We start from the raw sequence: 16,197 nt of genomic DNA on the forward strand, positions 1-16,197 counted from the left end.
CTCTCGGTCGTGGTCGGTTCACCGGCTTTTGCCCGACCGCCCTCCCGCAGGTCCCCTCGATCTACGCGTCGCCCGCCGTCCCGCGCAGAAGGACGAACCCGGCGGCGGCGCCGGCGAACTGGAAGGCGGCGATCGCCAGCACCAGACCGACGGGCCCGATGGCGTCCGCCGCGGCGGCGGTCAGCGCGGCGCCCACCGCGGACGCGCCGATCTTGAGGCTGCCCGCCGTCGTGTTGACCTGGCCGAGCCGGTCGGGCGGCGACTCGCGCTGGCGCAGCATCAGCGTGGCCGCGAACACCGGCCCCTCCGCGATCCCCGCCGCGACGAACGCCGCCGTCGCCCACGGCAGCGACGGCGCCACGGCGAGCGCGGCGAGCGCCGCCCCGAACGCGACCAGCCCGGCGAGCATCACCGGCTCGGCGTGCCTCGGCGTCAGCCACCGGCTGGACGCCAGCGACCCGATCAGCGACCCGACCGCCAGCGCGACGAGCAGCCGCCCGCCCGCGCTCGGCGCGGCCCCGATGTGCTCGGCGAGCAGCACCGCCGTCACCGCGACGCCGCCGAACCCCGTCCAGGCGAGGGTGGTGGCCACCGTCAGCGCCCGCAGCACCCGTCCCTCGGCCAGCACGACGAGCCCGCCCGTGATCACCGAGGCGATGCCGGGACGCTCGGACGGCGCCGCGTCGCCCGCCTCGGTCGCCGCACGCAGGTCCTGCCCCGCCTCGATCCCGGTGGCCGCGCCACCGGCGCCGGGCCCGGGAAACGGGAGGAGGGGCAAGGTGAGCAGGCCGAGAACGCCGACGGCGACCACGGCCGTACCCGCGTACTCGCCACCGGCCAGCGCCGCCAGGCCCGCCGCCAGGCCGGGGCCCGCGATGCCCGCGAGGTTGTAGCTGGACGCCTCCAGCCCATAAGCGCGCGAGAGCCGTCCGGCCGGGACGAACCGGGGCAGCAGGCTGGTCAGCGCGACGACGATCGGTTCGGTGCACCCGATCACGGCCGCGACGCACAGCGCGAGGTAGAGCGGCGAACTCCCGGCCATCACCAGCAGCAGCCCGGTCGCGGCGGCGTAGCAGCCGGCCAGCGCGACCGCGACGGAACGCGGACGCCCCACCCGGTCCAGGGCGTTCCCGATGATCGGCCCGCTGAGGACGTACGGCAGCGTCATCGCGGTCTGCAGGTAGCCGGCGGTGGCCGCGTGCCCCGTCCGCGCCTGGACGGTCAGGACGAGCGCCGTCGCGACACCCTCCGCCGACACGCGCAACATCGTCGCCGACGTCAGGTGGAGCGGCAGCGCCGCATTCCGTCCGATCACGCTCGAATGCTGGCACATAGACTGCGAAGAGTGACGGCAGCGAAGGCAGTGCACGAGCACCGGGTCACCAGCGAGGTCGGACGGCTGCGGACCGTCCTGCTGCACCGCCCCGGCGCGGAACTGAAACGCCTCACCCCGCGCAACAGCGACAAGCTGCTGTTCGACGCGATCCCGTGGGCCGGCCGCGCCCAGGAGGAGCACGACGCGTTCGCGGAGGCCCTGCGCTCGCGCGGCGTGGAGGTCCTCTACCTGACCGAGCTGCTGCAGGACGCCCTGGAGTACGAGCCGGCCCGCGAGCAGGCGATCGCCGACGCCACCGTCGACCTGCGCCTGGGCGACCAGCTCCGCCGCATCGTCGAGGACTGCCTGCGCGACCTCGACCCGGAGAACCTCACCCAGACCCTGATCGGCGGCCTGGCCCACGAGGAGCTGAAGTCCGGGCACGGCCTGGTCTACCGCCTCATGGACACGCTCGACTTCATCATCGACCCCCTCCCCGGCCTGCTGTTCACCCGCGACAACAGCACCTGGATCGGCGACCGGGTGGCGGTGACGAGCCTCGCCATGGAGGCCCGCCGCCGCGAGTCCGCCCTGACCGCCCTCATCTACGCCCACCACCCCCGCTTCGCAGGCGTGGAGCCGGTCTACTCACCGTCCCTGGAACACGTAGAGGGAGGCGACGTCCTCCTGCTCTCCCCAGGCGTAATCGCGGTGGGCACCGGAGAACGAACAACCCCCGCGGGCGTGGAACGCCTGGCCCGCCAGGTCTTCAAGGCGAACCTGGCGCACACCGTCCTGGCGGTGCCCATCGCCCAGGAACGAGCGACCATGCACCTGGACACCGTCTGCACCATGGTCGACGTGGACACGGTCGTGATGTATCCACCGGTCGCGCACTCCCTGATGGCCCACAAGGTCACCCTCACCAACGGCGACCTGCGCGTTTCAGAGCCGCGTCCCTTCCTGGAAGCCGCCGCCGAGGCGATGCGGCTCGACCGCCTAAAGGTCATCGACACCGGCCTGGACCCCGTGACGGCCGAACGTGAACAATGGGACGACGGCAACAACACCCTCGCCGTTGCACCCCGCCTTTGCGTCGCCTACGAACGCAACATGGAAACGAACGCCCAGCTAGAGGCCTCGGGCATCGAAGTGATCCGCATCAGCGGCAGCGAGCTGGGCACCGGCCGAGGCGGCCCCCGCTGCATGTCCTGCCCCACCCTCCGCGACGACATCTAACGGCGGCCCCCAGAACGCACGAGCGACGCCTGGACGCCGCAACGGCGCACGGGATGCGAAGACTCGTGTGGTCGAAGGCGCACAGGGGAGCAAGGTGCGCTGGGCGGAAGGCACGCAGCGACCCCAGGCGCGGGGCCTCGGCCACGCGCGGACAGTAAGACAGACGTCCTGAAGCTGAGGTCGCGGGGAGCGGGACGTTGCGATCGCGTCCGAAGGCAGGTTCGAGCGAAGCAAGAACCTGATCGCGAAGCGAGCCGCTAGGCGAGTCGAAAGCGATGCCAGCGATCGCCGTGTTTTTCGACGATGGAGGGCCGCCAAGGCCCGAAGGAGGAGAAAAATACAATAAATAGAGCTCGGGCGGTGTCGACGGGGGCACGACAGCGCCCGAGCTTGGAGAGGACCATACAAGGTAGGGCGGGGTTCCTTCCAGGCGGGGTCCTCCTATGCCGGATATGCCCTACTTGGAGCAGTTCTATTCGTGGTTCCGTTGTAGAGATCTTCGTCCGGTTCATCCAGGAGGTCGGGGAAGTCGGCCAGATCAGGGACCGCGTGCATCCCCACCGGGTCGGACGTCCCGCTCCCGCTCGCGGACTTGGGCGCCCGCACGACGGCCCAGACCGTGGTGGCGCCGTCCTCGTGGCGCACTCCCCAGCCCTCGGACAGGGCCTCAACGATGCCGAGTCCGCGCCCGCCGAGCGAGGACAGCGTGCCCGGGCCGCGCCTGGGCTCGGTCATGGCGCCCCCGTCGCTGACCTCGAGTTCGAGGACGTCGCCGCGGCGCAGCCAGCAGACCCTCACCTGGCCCGACGGCAGCGGCCGCGCGTGCCGGAGGGCGTTGCTGATGAGCTCGCTGAGGATGACGCTGGCGTCGTCCACGACCGTCTCGTAGACCCCCGAGTCGGCCAGTTCCGAGCTGAGGCGCCTGCGGGCGACCGCGACGCTGGACGGTGCGTGTGGCAGCAGTACGACGCTCGACGCCCTCACCTCCCCGTGGTTCCGCTTACTCGGACGAGTCCCGCCGTCGCTCTTCCAGTACGACCGAAATGCCCTGATGTACGCGACCGGAAACCCGGACGATCCAGTCCATCACCTGCACAACGAGTCACCGGCCGTCCGGTCACGGTGATCACCCCCGGAACGGAATCTCGTCACCAACGGCAACCATCAAAGGATCTATCCAGCCAACGGCGGACTTACTCCTCGCGCGCGCGTTTCGTCCATCACACCCCGCGGTCACCGTACTTTCTCGCATCCGCCAAGGTTGCCACCCGTCGAGACCGCTGAACGCCCAGGTCACAACGGTCTCACCCGGCCGCCGGGGAGGGAGTGTCGTCACGGTGAGTAACCGAAACCGGTCATCGGGCGCCGCGCAGCACGAGCCGCATGCAGGTTCCGTCGCCCGCACGCGCACCACCTGCGGGTCCGCGGCCGTCCGCGGACCGGAGAAGCGCGTTCGGACGGCCGATGGCCCGTTCCATTTCTGGTACTTCGCGGCTTACCGGCACTTTGCGTGATTGTGTGTGACTTATCTCACGTTCGGCCGGATGAGCTGAGATTCTCCCGCCCTGTGCCTCCGTCAGCCGTTTGACGATGTAGAGCCCGAGCCCGATGCCGCCGAAGCGCCGCCGGTCGCCGGCGTCGCCCTGGACGAACCGCTCGAAGATCCGCTCATGGTCGCCGGGCGGGATGCCGATCCCCTCGTCCACGACCGTGACGACGATGTCGGAGCCCTCGCAGCGGGCGCGGACGCTGACCGTCCCGCCGTCCGGGGAGTACTTGAACGCGTTCTCCAGCAGCTGCCCGAGCACGATGTCGGTCGCCATCGCGTCCCCCCGGCAGGGCGGCAGGTCGGGCGCGATCTCCAGCTCCACGCGGTGCAGCGGCGACAGGGACCGGAACCCGCCGACGACGCCCTCCAGCACCCGGGTCAGGTCGAACGCCTCGATCGTCACGGCCAGCTCGTCGGCGCCCGCGCGGGAGCCGAGCAGCAGGTGCTCGACCAGCCGGCCGAGGGACTGGGCGCGCTCGGCGATGGTGGCGACGGCGGTGCGCCGGTCGTCGTCGGCCATCTCGTCCCACCGGTTGACCAGCGTGGACGCGAAGCCCTGCACGACCGTGATCGGGGTGCGCAGCTCGTGGCTGGTCGTCGCCAGGAACAGGTCCTTGGCCTCTTCGAGCGCCTTGGCCTCGGACACGTCGCGGAAGTCGACGACCAGCTCGCCGGTCTCCTCGATCTCGGCGGCCAGCACGTTCAGCCACGTCCCGGACTCCAGCCGGAACGTGAGCATCTCCCCGAGCCCCGGCATGTCGAACGGCAGCGGGTGCCCGATCGCGGCCTCCGGCGGGATGCCGGTGAGGGCGTGCGCGGCCGGGTTCCACTGCCGGACGACCAGGTCGTGGTCGAGGACGGCGATGCCGTCCGCGCTGGAGTCGATCACCGCCCGCTCGTGCGCCCGCTGCCGGACGACCTCCGCGTACGCGACGGCGTTGCCGACCGCGACGCCGGCGTGCCCGGCGAGCAGTTCGAGCAGCTCCAGCTCGGTGTGCCCGGCCTTGCTGCCGGAGAACAGCGCGTAGAGCGCCCCGTAGGGCCGGTTCTGCAGGTAGGACAGCCCGAGCGCGATCGTGTGCAGACCGGGCAGCTCGGACCAGATCAGGTCGCCGAGGCGCCGCTCGCCGGTCGCGAGCTTGACGGTCTTGCCCGACCGCAGCAGCTCGCCGACCAGGCTGGGCCGCAGCTCGGCCGACCGTCCCCGCATGTGCTCGGGCAGGCCGGACATGCTGACCAGCCGCAGTCGCTCGCCCTCGATCCGGACGAACCCGCCCGCATCGGCACCGGTCAGCTCGATCAGCGCGGTGGTGATCCGGTCGAGGACGACGCCGAGGTCGAGTTCGGCGTTCAGGTCGGCGACGATGTCGTTCAGCCGCCGGACGAGCCGCGCCCGCTCGGTCATGTGGTGCTGGACGATGTCGTCCTCCTCGACCGGGTGGTACACGCCCACCCAGCCGAGCAGCGTCCCGCCCGGGTCCTTCAGCAGGCTCGTGTCGATGCGCACGTCGATGAGGCGGCCGTCCCGGTGGAAGCGGCGGGTCGCGATCGAGATCTGCCCGTTGTCGCCCTCGCCGGCGGGCCGGGTGAGGAGCCGCTCCTGGACGGCGTTGTGCTCGGCCTTCAGCTCGTGCGGGACGATCGGCGGGACGCGCCCGATCATCTCCGCGGCGCTCCAGCCGAACATGCGCTCGGCGGCCGGGTTCCACACGGTCACCCGATGCCGCTGGTCAACGGCCACGATGGCGTCGGCGGCGCTCTCGATGACGGCCCGCGCGATCGGATCGTGGACGTGCTGGTACACGCCTGTCATCGTGCCACCGGACTCCGGCACGGCGCCGGGTAACTTGCATCGAAAATTGCCACGTGAACCTTACCTTTTGGTAAGGCTACCGTCTGGTAATCCTGCCGATGAGCAGCGCGGCGGCCCCCGCGACCAGGAACGACAGCAGCGAGGCGCTCATCCAGCTCTGCGGGGCGAAGTGCAGCGCGTCCTGGACGTCCCGCCAGAAGTCCGCCCAGCGCTCGACCGTGCCGGGGTTGATCAACTGGTAGACGGTGAACCCGATCGCCCAGGCCGCGATCATCCCCCACCGCGACGGCGCCCGCCGCGACACGTCCCATCCGTCCAGGTCGGCCGCGGCCTCCCCCTTGGACAGGGTCACCGCACCGGAAGAGGCGGCGCGGTCGCGGCGGCGTCCGAGGAAGAAGTCGGCGGCCAGGACGCCCAGCATCGGGACGAAGACCGAGCCGATCAGCGTCAGGAAGCCCGCGTAGTCGTCGATGTCCAGGACCAGCGCGAGGACGGTGATGCCGGCGCCGAGCAGCACGCTCAGCACCCGGCGGTCGGCGCGCGGGAAGAGGTTCTGGATCGACACGGCCGTGGAGTAGGTGTCGGCGAACGACTGGTCCGCCTCCCGCAGCACGAAGATCGCGAAGAACACCACGCCGAGCGAGGCGCCGAGGAACGGGTCGAACACCCGGCCGGTGTCGCCCGCGACCAGCGCGAGCGCCAGCAGGCCGAGCACGTAGGCGATGATCTGCGTGACCGAGTAGCCGACGGACGCCGCGCCGAACGCCGCCCGTTCCGTCCGGGAATGCCGGGTGTAGTCGGCGGCGACCGGAACCCAGGAGATCGACACGGCCAGCGCCGCGTCCGCCCCGATCCAGAAGCCGCCCCACGAGCCCTCCGTGAGGTCGGGCAGCGGCTGCCGGACGAGCTCCACGTAGAAGTAGACGAGCGCGATCGCCACCGCGACCGTCACATACCGGCGCAGAAGCCGCACGGACCCGAGCGGCCACACCGTCAGCACGGTCGTGATCGCACCGGCCGCGACGACGTAGCCCCAGCGGGGCACCCCGTCCCACAGCTCCTGCGCGGCGTCCGCGATGACGATCAGCTCGAACGTCCCCCAGCCGATGAGCTGCGCGATGTTCAGGACCGTCGGCGCGTACGACAGCCGCGCGCCGAACAGGCCGCGCAGCAGCACCATCGCGGGCTGGCCGGTGCGGGCCCCCGGGACCGCGGCGAGGCCCAGCATCAGCCCGCCGATGATCGTGCCGACGGCCATCGCGACGATTCCGGCCATGATGGAGATGGTCGGCCTGCCGTCGCCGTCCGGCGCCAGCACCGTGTAGGCGCCGGAGAAGGCCAGCAGGCTGACGCCGAGGTTGGCCCAGAACGCGCTCTGGTCCCAGAACCCGAGGACCTTGGGGGCGGGCTCATCGAGAGTGAAGGGGGCCTCGTCGGCGGGCCGCTCGCCCCGAGGGCGCTTTTCGACATCGGACGTCACGGGACACGCTCCCTACGCCGGCATTACCCGGACAGGTTCATGCGGTCGGCGACGCCTTGGAGGCCGCCCTCTCAGCCCGGCTCTGGCCCGAGCTCCCGCGGTTATCGGTCAGACCCGATCGTACAACCGACGGTCATCTCCCCCAAGGGGACGATCACGCCACATAGGGCGGGACGTCGCCGGTGCCCTCCATCGGACGTCCGGCCTCGGCCCAGCTCTTCATCCCGCCGTCGACGTTCTTCGCCAGCCAGCCCGCCTGGTTCAGCGCCACCGTCACCTGCGCGGACCGCTGCCCGGACCGGCAGATCACGAAGACCTCCCGGTCGCGCGGGATCTCCCCGGCGCGGTCGCCGAGCTGCCGCATGGGGATGTGGACCGCCTCGGGCGCATGGCCCGCGTCCCATTCGTCCTGCTCCCGGACGTCCAGCAGATAGCCGTCCCGCGGAACGTCGGCCGCGTCGACGCCCGGCACGTCTTCCCCGAAAATCATCACACCCCCATGGAACCGCGCGAACCCGCCTCGCGTCGAATCACGTATGCGGTATCGGACGCTCCTGTTCGCCGCGCCCGGGCTGGCCATGCTCCTGACCCTGGCCGCCTGCGGCGACGAACAGGCCAACGGAAACCCCGCCGAAGCGCCGTCCGGCACGACGTCCGTTCAGCCCTCCGGCACGCCCGCCGACTCACTGACCATCTCCGTCAGGGCCTCCGCGGAGGCCCCCGCCAAGACCTGGACGCTGACCTGCGATCCCCCTGGCGGTACCCACCCGAAGGCCGCCGACGCATGCGCGTCCCTGACCAAGGCCGAAGACCCCTTCAAACCCGTCCCGAAGGACCAGATGTGCACCAAGATCTACGGCGGCCCTGAGATCGCCACGGTCAAGGGCACCTGGCACGACAAGGCCATCGACACCACGTTCACCCGCCAGGACGGCTGCCAGCTCCACCGCTGGACCGAAGTGGCGCCCGTCTTCGGCAACGTCCCAAAGGTCCGCTGACCGAGCCCTCCCCGTTCCGGTTCGGTCACCCGAGTTCAGGCCCCGGCGCCCGCCGGGGCCTGACGCCGCCGCGCAGCCACCCCGGGCGGACCAGCCCCGTCTCGTAGGTCAGGACGACGAGCTGCGCGCGGTCGCGGACCCCGAGTTTGGCCAGGATGCGGCTCACATGGGTCTTGACGGTGGCCGGCGACACCACCAGCCGTCCGGCGATCTCCTCGTTGGACAGCCCCTGGGCCACCAGCGCCAGGATCTGGTGCTCGCGGGCGGTGAGCGCCCCCAGTTCCGCGGCGGCCGGCGGAGGCGCGATCCGGGACGCGAACTCGCTGAACAGCCGCCGGGTCACCCTGGGCGCCAGCAGCGCGTCCCCGCGGGCGACGGCCCGGACGCCCATGATCAGCTCCAGCGGTTCGGTGTCCTTCACCAGGAAACCGCTGGCACCGGCCTCGATCGCCCCGTAGACGTAGTCGTCGAACTCGTAGGACGTCAGGATCATCACCCGGACGTCCCGCAGCCGCGGATCGCCGGTGATGCGGCGGGTGGCCTCGATCCCGTCGAGGACCGGCATCTGGACGTCCATGAGGATCACGTCGGGGCGGAACTCCACGGCCTGGCGCACGGCCTTCTCGCCGTCCCCGCACTCGGCGACGACCTCCATGCCGTCCTCGTCCTCAAGGAGCGCCCGGAAGCCCGCCCGCACCAGGACCTGGTCGTCCGCCAGCGCCACGCGGATCACGCCGTCTTCTCTTCCACGCAGCGGCCCGGCCTCGTCACGCCCCGACCGTAACGACGCAGGGCGGCCGCGTAACCCTCTCTACGCAGTATTCGAGAAGTACTGCCGCCGTAGTAGCCACCGCCTACTCGGCGCGCTCACAGCCAGCCGCCGAGGCTGCGGCGCCGGTGAACATCTGCGACAGGAACTCGCCGTAGCCGTCGCCCGTGCCCGAGGGCAAGACGTGCATGGCAGCCGCAGGAAGTGTCCGTTCATGTCGTCCGGGAAGGGGGCCGGTATGGCGGGGGACGACCTGCGAAGTGTGGTCAAGGGGCGGGTCTGGCGGCCGGATGATGACGGGTTCGATGCGGCGCGCAAGGCCTGGAATCTGGCGGTCGACCAGCCGGTGGCGGCCGTGGTGGAGGCCGCGGACGCCGAGGACGTGGCCGCGCTCGTCCGGTACGCGCGGCGATCGGGGTCCACGGTGACCGCGCAGGCCAGCGGCCATGACGCCTCGGGTGACGTGGAGGGTGCGATCCTGCTGCGCACCGGTCGTCTTGACGGCGTGCGGGTGCGCGCGTCCGAACGGGTGGCTCGGGTGGGCGCGGGAGTGAACTGGGGGCGGGTCCTGTCGGAGGCCGGGCCCCATGGCTTGATCGGGCTGGCGGGCAGCTCACCGGTGGTCAACGTGGCCGGTTACACGCTGGGCGGGGGTTTGTCCTGGTTCGGACGCAAGTACGGCTGGGCCGCCGACAGCGTGCGCGCCTTCGACATCGTCGACGCCGACGGAGACCAGCGCCGGGTGACCGAGACGTCCGACCCCGAGCTGTTCTGGGGGCTGAGGGGCGGCGGAGGCGACTTCGCCCTGGTGACGTCGCTGGAGTTCGATCTGTATTCGGCGCCCCGCGTGTACGGCGGGAGGGTGATCTGGCCGGACGCGCACGGCGGCGAGGTGTTCGAGCTCTTCCGAGAGATCACCAAAGGCGCGCCGCCCGAACTGGCCGTCTGGTTCAGCCGGTTCGCCTTCCCCGGAGCCCCGCCCATGGTCGCACTGGACATGACCTACCTGGGCGACCCGGGCGAAGGCGCCGAACTCGTGCGGAGGCTCGACGGGATCGACGGCGTGATCAGCGACAACCGCGGGCTCGTGGCGGTGGCCGACCTGGGCGACATCGCCGGCGAGTCGACCGCCCCGACCGCCGGGTTGATCCGCGCCGAACTGCTGACGCGCCTGGACGAGGGCCTGGTCACCGAGCCGATCGACCCGCTGATCTCCATCCAGCTCCGGCATCTGGGCGGTGCGCTGGCCGAACCCGCCTCCGGCGCAAGCGGACCGCTGGCCGAGCCGTACCTCCTCCAGATGACCGGCGTCGGCCCTGACCCGAACCTCGCACACGCCACCCGCACCCGCCAACGCCACCTCGCCGAGCGATTCGCCGCCGTCATCACCGGCCGCAAGCCCTACACGCTGCTGACCCGGGACGAATCCGCCGCCAACGCGTTCCCCGAACCAACCCTCACCCGCCTACGCGCCCTAAAACGCTCCCGCGACCCGCACAACACCTGCCGCGCCAACCACCCCGTCCTCAACCAGTGACGTCAGCCGTGACCGCAAGAGCCCCATCCCCAAGGGCGCCGACACCGTCCGCAACTTGCTCAGAATCTCGAGTTGCCCGGCTCAGGCAAGTAGCAGTCGAAGCAAACTTGCCTGGATGGCCAACTTTCCTCAAGGAGAAAAGTTGGCCATCCAGGCAAGTTTGCCTGAGCGCGGCCAGGACCCGCATGCCAAGATGGCAGGGTGGGCTTCGACGACTTGACTCCGGACACGCTCCTCGAGCGGGGGCTGACAGTCTTGCGTGACCTCCTCGGCTCCGGCTGGCAGGTCACCGTCCAGCCCCCCACGCGAGAGGCGAAGGGGGGCAACCCCTTGGACGCTCTAGTCGAGGTGAAGGCGGATGGCGACAGCGTCTTGACGCAGTTGATGATCGACTTGAAGATGAGCGTCTCCGCCCGCCTGGTGGAGGAGCAGTTGCTGCCCAAGTGGAGCTTGCTGCAACAGGTGAACCACTACACGAACCTTGTGGTGGTCGCCCCCTGGATCTCGCCGCGCGTTCAGGAACTCCTACGCGAGTACGGCATCGGATATATCGATCTCACCCGCAACGCATCCCTGCGTGTCTCCCGGCCGGCCATCACCATCTACACCCAGGGCGCAAGCCGCTCTCCCCGGTCAAGGACCGCCAAAAGCAGCAAGGCAACTCTGGCCGGACTCAAAGCCGGCCGTCTTGTACGGCTCCTCGCCGACGTCACGCCGCCATACCGCGCTACAGAACTCGCCGAGGCAGCCGAGCTCAGCCTGCCCTACGTCTCCCGGCTTCTCGACACCTTGGAGGACCAACTACTGATCCGCCGTGATGGCCGAGTCATCACCTCCGTGGACTGGCCGCAACTCCTGCGCGTCCGTGCCGATCACTACCGCCTTCTGCGGCATAACCCTTACACGAGGATGATCGCCCCGAACGGCGTCGAAGCAGTGTTCAAGGCCCTGCGCGCACTCCCCGAGGAATCCAGGCGGCAGATCGTCCTAACTGGGTCATACGCCGCACGCACGGTGGCGCCCTTGGCTGTGGGTGGACAGTTGATGTTCTACCACCCCGCCGGTAGCCCACGCCTGCCCGACGAGATCGGAGACGAACTACGGCTGTTGCGGGTCGACAAGGGGGGCGATGTGCTTCTCCTGCGGGCTCACGATCCGGTGGTTTTCGAGCGGACCGCAGACCACAACGGCATCCGCAGGGTCGCTTTGAGCCAGCTTGCCGTGGATTGTCTCTCCGGCCCCGGTCGAATGCCCGCAGAGGGACAAGCCGTCCTGGGCTACATGGAGAAAAATATCTCTCTGTGGCAGTTGGACCGACTGCCATCCTGATCAGGTCCTCTGGTCCTAAGATCGAACGCCGAAAGCAATCAGCCGGCCACAGTAAGGCATGTGGCCGGTCAGAGAAGCGGAGGAGTTCGACATGGCCAAGGCCCCTGAGGGCCTCGACCGGAACCAGCTGGTCATCGCTTCCCGGCGGGTTCTACTCGACGGCCTCACCGCCCTCCACCCGCACCTGGAGGCGCTCACCGTTGTCGGAGCCCAAGCCGTCTACTTGCGTACGCCCGGCGCCTCTATGCAAGCCGCCCCCTTCACCTCCGATGCCGATCTGAGCCTCGACCCTGCCGCGCTGGATGATCAACCGCTTGTCGACGAAGCGCTGCGGACTGCGGGATTCACCCTCAAACAGGACAATCAGCCGGGCCTGTGGGAACGCACCGAGCAGGTTGACGACCAGGACGTCCCAATTGAGCTGGACATCCTGGTCGGCAAGATTCTCACCAAGACCGGAAGCAGGAGCGCCAAGATCCCGCCGCACGGGAAAATGACCGCACGCTGGGTCACCGGTCTGGAGGCGTGCGCCGTCGACCGCTCCCCAATGGTGATCCCGAGTCTCGACCCAGCAGATGAGCGCAGCGTGACTGCCAACGTCGCCGGCCCCGCAGCCCTCCTGATCGCCAAGGCGTACAAGATCGCCGACCGTCACGCCAAGGCCCACACCCACCCGGACCGCCTCACCAACAAGGACGCAGGCGATGTCTACCGGATCATGGCCACCGTACCTATCCGTGAAGTAGCCAAGACCCTCACCGCCCTCGTCCAAGACCCTCGCGTAAGCCCCATCGCATCGGAAGGATTCGAACTACTCCGCCAACTCTTCGGCGGGGCCGACACACCTGGCGTCAGCCTGGCTGTCGAAGCACACACCGGTGACGTTCCTGAGGAAACGATCCGCCTCGCGGCACCCGCCTACATCAACCGCTTGACAACGGAGCTGGCCAACCTCTGAGGGTCCGGCCCGTGCCACAGCCAACGCCCTCGATGGTGGCCGATCCGTCCAGGTCAACCAAGTCTCCGACGATGCCGCTCGTGACCTCGACCTAGGTGCCGTCACGCTCGATCAAGGCGGTCCGCCTTCACCTGCTGTGTAAACCTGCGCCACGTGGCGGGGGCAAAAGCGAGACTCGGCCCGTCCGGGTCCTTGGAGTCTCGTACGCCGATGTTCGCCGAGAGAGCAGCGACTTCGACGCAGTGTTCGCCGCTGGTGCTGTGGGAGGAGCGGCGCCATGCCCGGCTGGGCGTCTCAGTCATCTGTGATCTCCCTTGCTGCGCGCTGGATACGCGCCCGTGATTCGTCCGGGGACATCGCCAATTGGGACAGTTTGTCAAAGGTCACTCTACGACGTGCCACATCGTCGGCGGATTCCAGATAGATGTCCCCGCCCGGCGTCTCCAGGTACGCGATGTCAGGGTCCAGCCCGGCCTCGAAGGTCAGTATGACGAAGGCTCCGTTGAGGCCGGGATGGCGGCCGCGGTCGAACGGGAGCACTTGCAGCGTCAGGCGGGGGCGGTCGGCGTCTGCCAGCAGAGAGTTGAACTGGGCACGCATCGTCTCGGCCCCACCGACCCTGCGATACAGGATGGATTCGTCAAGGACGACCTGAATCTCCGGGGTGTTGGGACGGCTCAGGATCGATCGTCTGGTCATCCGAGCCGCAACACGGCGTTCGATGTCCGAGGCGTCATCAGTGAAGGCCATAACGACTTCACGTGCGTAGTCGGGAGTCTGCAGAGGGCCTGGTACGACCTGCGGCTGCCAGTCGCGGATTTGGGACGCCTCGTCCTCCAGGGACAGGTAGGTGCCGGCGAAGATGTCGCGATAGGCCGTCCACCAGCCACGCTTCCAGGCGTCCTTGGCCAACTGGAGCAGAGCGTCACGTCGGGGGCTGGTGATGCCGTAAAGGTCCATGACCGCGTTGAGGTCATGGCCGCTGGCCTTGGTGAGGGCGCGCTCGATGCGCATGACCTTCTGACGGCTCCAGCCGAGGCGGCGGGCGACATCCTCTGGGCGCAATCCGGCCTGTTCGCGTAGTTCGCGCAGTTCTCTGGCCAGGCGTCGGCCGCGGACGGTCGGGCTGTGTGGCTGGACCATGGACCGCAGTCTGCCCTCCGTCCTTGCAAATTGCAGGGTGTTTGAGGAGTCTCCAACATAATTTCCGTAGACCATTGTGATCATGGACTGTACATAGTCATTATTACGCAAGACCACAGACGGTGATTCAACGGTCACGGTGTGGGAGTGGACGGCGGGTGTGTTCGCTCGTGCGTCCGAAGTCGTCGCGCGGCCGGGTCCTGGATTGGAGCCCTGGCCCGGCCGCGCGGCCTCACCCTCGAAAGGGAGGTACGGATGAGGATAGCTCCGAACCCGGGGGCGCAGCCTGCCCGGCAACCCGCCGATACATCGGCCGACGCGCTCCCCATGGACACCGACCAGGTCAAGCGGGACTTGGAGCGCCTGTTCCCTGGAGTGATCGCATGGTTCGGCGGCTCCACCGGGCGCTGGTGGGCGATGCTGGGCGATCGGCTTCTGGAGGCGGGGAGCCCGCGTGAGCTCGCGGACATGATCCGTGGGACGGTCTGCGTCCGTCCGGCAAAGCGGGTGGTCGTGCCGCAGGCGAGGCGGGCGAGCGTCCCGTCGCCCATGGGTGCGCCAAACCGGCGCGGCCTCGGCGGGTATGTCCGGTGACGGGTTCCTACCTGGGCCGTCCTATGGAGCTGTACGCGTGGGACGTCCGGTCTGGTGGTGGTGGGCGGGGTGGCGTTACTGACGACCGGGTCAAGGCGATCAGGGACGTCCACGACGCGCTCCGCGAGGTGGAGGGCGGTGCGCGCGGGGTGGTGCGACGTGTCGGGCTGTCGCCGGCCGGGTTCGCGAAGTACGTCGAGCTCGGTCACGTCGGCGAGGCGTGGCGGGACGAGACGACCGGCGCGGTGACGTGGCGGGACATGTGAACGCGGCCGATCACCTCGGCGCCTTGGGCCAGGTACTCGCCGCGGCGGGCTGGTCTACGCGGGCGCGGTATGACGACGTCCCGCCGGTACTGCTCGTTCTCGCGTCCGGGGTCGACGTCTGCGTGAGCGTCAAGGCGGGGACGGGTGGCGTGCCCTGGTTCATCTCGTCCGGCGGAGATCCGTTGCGGCCATGCCATGACCTCGCCGGCACGGTCGTCGAGATCAAGGCCCGATCGGTTGCGTTCCCCGCCGTGTCCGTTGATCCAACCCGACGGCATGCGCTGGGGAGACTCCGCAGACTCGGGCGAACATTCCGATAGTGCGGTGGCGGCATCGCGGGGCGCGGTGCCGCCACCTGGGGCGTTAGATCCAGCCGCCGAGGCTGCGGTTTTGGGAGACGGCTGTGTCGAAGGCCAGGGGGCACGCCAGGATCAGGGTGCGCATCGGTTCGGGTGGCTGGACGTGCATTTGGAGGACGTAGCGGTCGGCGCCGGTGAACATCTGCGACAGGAACTCGCCGTAGCCGTCGAAGCCTCGCTGCATGCGGGCCAGCTCCTGCTGCTGCCAGTCGGTGACCCGGCCGCTCAGCAGCTCGTAGTAGCCGATCTGCTGCTCCTGGGCGGTCAGGATCTCCCAGCCGCGCAGCGCGCGCTTGCGCAGGTGGCCGATGAGGCCGCCCTGCGGGGTGAGCACCTGCATCTGGGGCGTGCCCATGAAGCCGTACGGCTTGTAGAAGAGGAAGTACGGCATCCCGTCGGGGCGGTAGATCGTCAGCTTCCGCTCGGCCTTGGTCTGGCTCGCCTGGTTGAGGACGCGGAACGCCTTCTTGGCCCCGCTCACGCCCTCCTCCCGGACGTAGGCCGCGGGCTGCCCCTGCGGGCTCCAGATCGTGTAGTTCGCCTCGGTCGAGAAGAACTGCGCCGGCTGGTCGTAGACGAGGATCGGCGCACCGTACAGGTCGGGGAACCCCTGCTGCCGCGGGGCCTGCGGCTGCTGCGACGGGTAGCCGGGCTGCTGGGGCTGGGCGTAACCGGGCTGGGCGTAACCGGGCTGCTGGGGCGGGTACGCGGGCTGCTGCGGCGGGTAGCCGTAGCCGGGCTGCGGGGGGTAGGGCGGGGCGGGGGCCGGTCGGGGAGCGCCGTAGCCCGGGTGCGGCGGACCGTAGCCCGGTCCGGCGGGTGGGGGTGGGGGGTATCCCATGGCGGCT

At 69.5% G+C, this 16,197-nt stretch carries 16 protein-coding genes and 1 riboswitch; of the genes, 7 read left to right on the forward strand and 9 right to left on the reverse strand.

The genetic code is table 11. The features are described 5' to 3' along the window. Positions 1-61 precede the first annotated feature (61 nt). Positions 62-1,315, reverse strand: coding sequence for an MFS transporter (locus ABFX46_RS08605; RefSeq protein ID WP_346040818.1), 1,254 nt, complete (start codon positions 1,313-1,315; stop codon positions 62-64). Between the two features lie 30 nt (positions 1,316-1,345). Between ABFX46_RS08605 and ABFX46_RS08610 the strand changes: the two genes are divergently transcribed. Beyond that, positions 1,346-2,554, forward strand: coding sequence for an arginine deiminase (locus ABFX46_RS08610; protein ID WP_346040819.1), 1,209 nt, complete (start codon positions 1,346-1,348; stop codon positions 2,552-2,554). A 441-nt stretch (positions 2,555-2,995) separates the two neighbouring features. Here ABFX46_RS08610 and ABFX46_RS08615 read toward each other — a convergent pair whose 3' ends face one another. The 4 genes from ABFX46_RS08615 to ABFX46_RS08630 all read right to left on the reverse strand — a co-directional run bounded on the left by ABFX46_RS08615 (position 2,996) and on the right by ABFX46_RS08630 (position 7,883). Next, positions 2,996-3,538 carry an ATP-binding protein gene (locus tag ABFX46_RS08615; RefSeq protein ID WP_346040820.1) on the reverse strand — a complete coding sequence of 181 codons (543 nt, stop codon included), beginning with the start codon at positions 3,536-3,538 and terminating at the stop codon, positions 2,996-2,998. A gap of 371 nt (positions 3,539-3,909) precedes the next feature. Then, entirely contained in the window at positions 3,910-5,916 is a 2,007-nt protein-coding gene (locus ABFX46_RS08620) for a sensor histidine kinase (RefSeq protein ID WP_346040821.1), read from the reverse strand. A gap of 76 nt (positions 5,917-5,992) precedes the next feature. Next, complete coding sequence (locus ABFX46_RS08625) at positions 5,993-7,396, reverse strand: purine-cytosine permease family protein (RefSeq protein ID WP_346040822.1); 1,404 nt, start codon at positions 7,394-7,396, stop codon at positions 5,993-5,995. Next, positions 7,389-7,505, reverse strand: a riboswitch (TPP riboswitch). It overlaps the preceding gene by 8 nt. A 45-nt stretch (positions 7,506-7,550) precedes the next feature. Next, positions 7,551-7,883 (reverse strand): rhodanese-like domain-containing protein, encoded by a 333-nt coding sequence (locus ABFX46_RS08630; RefSeq protein ID WP_428831234.1) that lies wholly within the window; start codon positions 7,881-7,883, stop codon positions 7,551-7,553. 49 nt (positions 7,884-7,932) lie between these two features. On the opposite strand from ABFX46_RS08630, the gene ABFX46_RS08635 reads away from it, so the two are divergent. Beyond that, positions 7,933-8,394, forward strand: a complete 462-nt coding sequence (locus ABFX46_RS08635; RefSeq protein ID WP_346040824.1) for an SSI family serine proteinase inhibitor — start codon at positions 7,933-7,935, stop codon at positions 8,392-8,394. A 25-nt stretch (positions 8,395-8,419) separates the two neighbouring features. Here ABFX46_RS08635 and ABFX46_RS08640 read toward each other — a convergent pair whose 3' ends face one another. Beyond that, complete coding sequence (locus ABFX46_RS08640; protein WP_346040825.1) at positions 8,420-9,127, reverse strand: response regulator; 708 nt, start codon at positions 9,125-9,127, stop codon at positions 8,420-8,422. A 274-nt stretch (positions 9,128-9,401) separates the two neighbouring features. Between ABFX46_RS08640 and ABFX46_RS08645 the strand changes: the two genes are divergently transcribed. The 3 genes from ABFX46_RS08645 (at position 9,402) to ABFX46_RS08655 (ending at position 12,987) form a co-directional block, all read left to right on the forward strand. After that, positions 9,402-10,700 (forward strand): FAD-binding oxidoreductase, encoded by a 1,299-nt coding sequence (locus ABFX46_RS08645; RefSeq protein WP_346040826.1) that lies wholly within the window; start codon positions 9,402-9,404, stop codon positions 10,698-10,700. Between the two features lie 201 nt (positions 10,701-10,901). Then, a complete protein-coding gene (locus ABFX46_RS08650) occupies positions 10,902-12,029 on the forward strand; it encodes a helix-turn-helix domain-containing protein (protein ID WP_346040827.1) in 1,128 nt (375 codons plus the stop codon). Positions 12,030-12,120: 91 nt separating this feature from the next. Then, positions 12,121-12,987 (forward strand): hypothetical protein, encoded by an 867-nt coding sequence (locus ABFX46_RS08655; RefSeq protein ID WP_346040828.1) that lies wholly within the window; start codon positions 12,121-12,123, stop codon positions 12,985-12,987. A gap of 101 nt (positions 12,988-13,088) precedes the next feature. Here ABFX46_RS08655 and ABFX46_RS08660 read toward each other — a convergent pair whose 3' ends face one another. Continuing rightward, positions 13,089-13,289: a DUF397 domain-containing protein gene (locus tag ABFX46_RS08660; protein WP_346040829.1), complete on the reverse strand. Its 201-nt coding sequence runs from the start codon at positions 13,287-13,289 to the stop codon at positions 13,089-13,091. Further along, entirely contained in the window at positions 13,282-14,130 is an 849-nt protein-coding gene (locus ABFX46_RS08665; protein ID WP_346040830.1) for a helix-turn-helix domain-containing protein, read from the reverse strand. Before ABFX46_RS08665 ends, ABFX46_RS08660 begins: the two co-directional genes overlap by 8 nt. Before the next feature lie 327 nt (positions 14,131-14,457). Between ABFX46_RS08665 and ABFX46_RS08670 the strand changes: the two genes are divergently transcribed. Further along, positions 14,458-14,724, forward strand: coding sequence for a hypothetical protein (locus ABFX46_RS08670; protein WP_346040831.1), 267 nt, complete (start codon positions 14,458-14,460; stop codon positions 14,722-14,724). Next, complete coding sequence (locus tag ABFX46_RS08675) at positions 14,721-14,990, forward strand: hypothetical protein (RefSeq protein ID WP_346040832.1); 270 nt, start codon at positions 14,721-14,723, stop codon at positions 14,988-14,990. Before ABFX46_RS08670 ends, ABFX46_RS08675 begins: the two co-directional genes overlap by 4 nt. Before the next feature lie 363 nt (positions 14,991-15,353). Here ABFX46_RS08675 and ABFX46_RS08680 read toward each other — a convergent pair whose 3' ends face one another. Further along, complete coding sequence (locus ABFX46_RS08680) at positions 15,354-16,190, reverse strand: LURP-one-related/scramblase family protein (RefSeq protein ID WP_346040833.1); 837 nt, start codon at positions 16,188-16,190, stop codon at positions 15,354-15,356. Positions 16,191-16,197: the final 7 nt, after the last annotated feature.

Origin of the sequence: Actinomadura chokoriensis (assembly GCF_039529475.1) — a bacterium.
Taxonomy (GTDB): Bacteria; Actinomycetota; Actinomycetes; order Streptosporangiales; family Streptosporangiaceae; genus Spirillospora; species Spirillospora bangladeshensis.